Genomic DNA, 2121 nt, shown 5'->3' on the forward strand with positions numbered 1-2121 from the left:
AACATGCCGCCCGCCGTTTTCGTGCATCGCTTTCGGGATCAGCCGCGCGAGAAGACCGTGCGCCCGTCCACGATCGTGCGGGCGACGCCGATCGTCGCGAGGTCGCGGCCGGGCGTCAGGGGGTCCTCGTCGAGGACGGTGACGTCGGCGACCATGCCGATGGCCAGCGAGCCCTTCCATGTCGAGGCGCCATCCTGTCGAGCAGGGTCGACGGTGACGGAGCGCAGCAGCCGGTTCCTGGTGCCCGCGTCGTCCGTGGCGCCCGCGGCGGTGAGCAGCGCGAGGGACGCGTCGAGACCCAGCCGCCAGTCCGGGCTCGCGACGGGGGAGTCGCTCGTGATCGTGGTCAGCGCGTCCGAGGTCAGCATCTCGGCGAGCGGCCATGCGGAGGCGAGTCTGGCTTCTCCCAGTTGCATCGCCGCCCAGGAGTGCGTGTGCGCCGCGATCAGCGGCTGCACCGCGAACCCCGCGCCGATGCGCCCCATCCTGGCGATCTGCTCGGTCGTGGCGAGATCGCCGTGCACGACGTAGTGCGGACCCGACGGCGTGGGGTGCTGTGCGTGCAAGCCCTCCAGCACGGACAGGAACTCGGCGATCGAACGGTCTCCCGTCGCGTGCACCGCGATCTGCAGCCCGCGGGCAGAGGCCAGTTCGAGCATGCATCGGAAGGCGGTGCGGGCGTCGGGCTCGCCACGGGTGAGCAGTCCGCCGGTGGTTCCGTCGGCGTAGGGTTCATCGACCCAGGCGGTCGCCATCGGGGGGATGCCGTCCGCGAAGATCTTCACGCCGGGGATCGCGAGCCATCGAGGGTCGGAGGGCGGTGCGGGGATGCGCACCCCGCGCTCGAAGTCGTCGAGCGTGCTCTCGCCGTCGATCGTGCCGAACAGTCTCAGCAGGGTCACGCGGGAGGTCTGGGCGCGCTCGCGATGCAGCTCGAGGTAGGTGTCGAGCATGTCGGAGCCGAAGCATCCGGTCTCGCCGTCGTCCTCGCCGGGGCCGATCCCCGGCTCGGTGTAGCTCGTGATGCCGAGCTCGGCGAGCAGTGCCCATGCGCGTCGCAGCGCCGACCGGCGTTCCCCCGACGTCGACACGAGCCGTCCGGACGGCTGCTCCTCCGGCGGTGTGTCGGAGAAGAAGAGATGCGGCCACCGTGCCCCCAGCCATGCGGCGTGCAGGTGGGCGTCGTTGATGCCGGGGATCGCGGTGCGCCCGTCCAGCTCGATCACCGCGCGCGAATCCAGAGCCTCCGCCTCCGCACCCAGAGCGATGATCACCCCGTCGCGGACGGCGAGCGACTCCGTGATCGTGTCGGAAGGGTCGAGGGTGCGGATGCGGCCGCCGCGGATGATCAGGTCGGCATCGTCGCCGTGGAGTGACTGTGTCATTATTCCACCAGTGTAGACGCAAAACTGCTGTCAAGGAGAAGCTCATGGCGCGTTGTCGTCAGTGGCCGCCGCCGAACTCGATCATCGCCACTCCGACCGCGATCAGCGCGACGCCGATCGCCATCATGGCCGAGAAGTGATCCTTGAAGATCACCCGCCCGAGCACCGCGGTCAGCGCGACACCGGCGGCGGCCCAGATCCCGTAGGCGACGCCCACCGGCATCCCCATCGCGAGGATCGTGCCGAGCAGGGTGAAGGCGGCGAGATAGCCGACGACGATCACGGGGATCCAGCGGCGACGGCGCAGGCCCTCGGATGCGCGCAGGCTCAGCGTCGCCGTGACCTCGCTCGCGATCGCGAGGGCGAGGAACACCCAGGTCACGACGTCGCCTCCGTCGTATCGCGCGTATGGGATCCGAGTTCGACGAGCAGCACGCCGACCACGATCACGCCGACGCCGACGATCTGCACCGGTCCCAGCAGCTCGCCGAACAGCACCGTGCCGAGCGCGGCGGTGAGCACGACGCCGATCGCCGACCAGATGCCGTATGCGACGCCGACGGCCATGCCGCGGTCGAGCACGACCGACAGCAGCCAGAGCGACCCCGTGTAGCCGAGCACCACGACGACGAGCCAGAACGGATGCGTGAACCCCTCGGCGGCGCGGAGGGAGAGGGTCGCACTCACCTCGAGGGCGATCGCGAGCAGCAGGGGTGGCCATGCCGAGCGGCGGGGG

Annotated in this window: 3 protein-coding genes; all 3 read right to left on the reverse strand. The window is 70.2% G+C overall.

All coding sequences use genetic code 11. The features are described 5' to 3' along the window. Nucleotides 1-38 precede the first annotated feature (38 nt). Nucleotides 39-1385 carry an amidohydrolase gene (locus AX744_RS12035; RefSeq protein WP_061017119.1) on the reverse strand — a complete coding sequence of 449 codons (1347 nt, stop codon included), beginning with the start codon at nt 1383-1385 and terminating at the stop codon, nt 39-41. Between the two features lie 58 nt (nt 1386-1443). After that, entirely contained in the window at nt 1444-1767 is a 324-nt protein-coding gene (locus tag AX744_RS12040) for a DMT family transporter (RefSeq protein ID WP_058632908.1), read from the reverse strand. Next, on the reverse strand, nt 1764-2121 hold a 358-nt coding region (locus AX744_RS12045), incomplete at its 5' end, for a DMT family transporter (RefSeq protein ID WP_231728798.1). The genes AX744_RS12045 and AX744_RS12040, both read right to left, overlap by 4 nt.

This window comes from Microbacterium sp. CCH5-D1, from assembly GCF_001557335.1.
Classification (GTDB): domain Bacteria; phylum Actinomycetota; class Actinomycetes; order Actinomycetales; family Microbacteriaceae; genus Microbacterium; species Microbacterium oxydans.

Excerpts from the sequence above, each read along its gene's own strand:
- AX744_RS12035 (WP_061017119.1), bottom strand. The coding sequence starts at position 1,385 with ATGACACAGTCACTCCACGGCGACGATGCCGACCTGATCATCCGCGGC.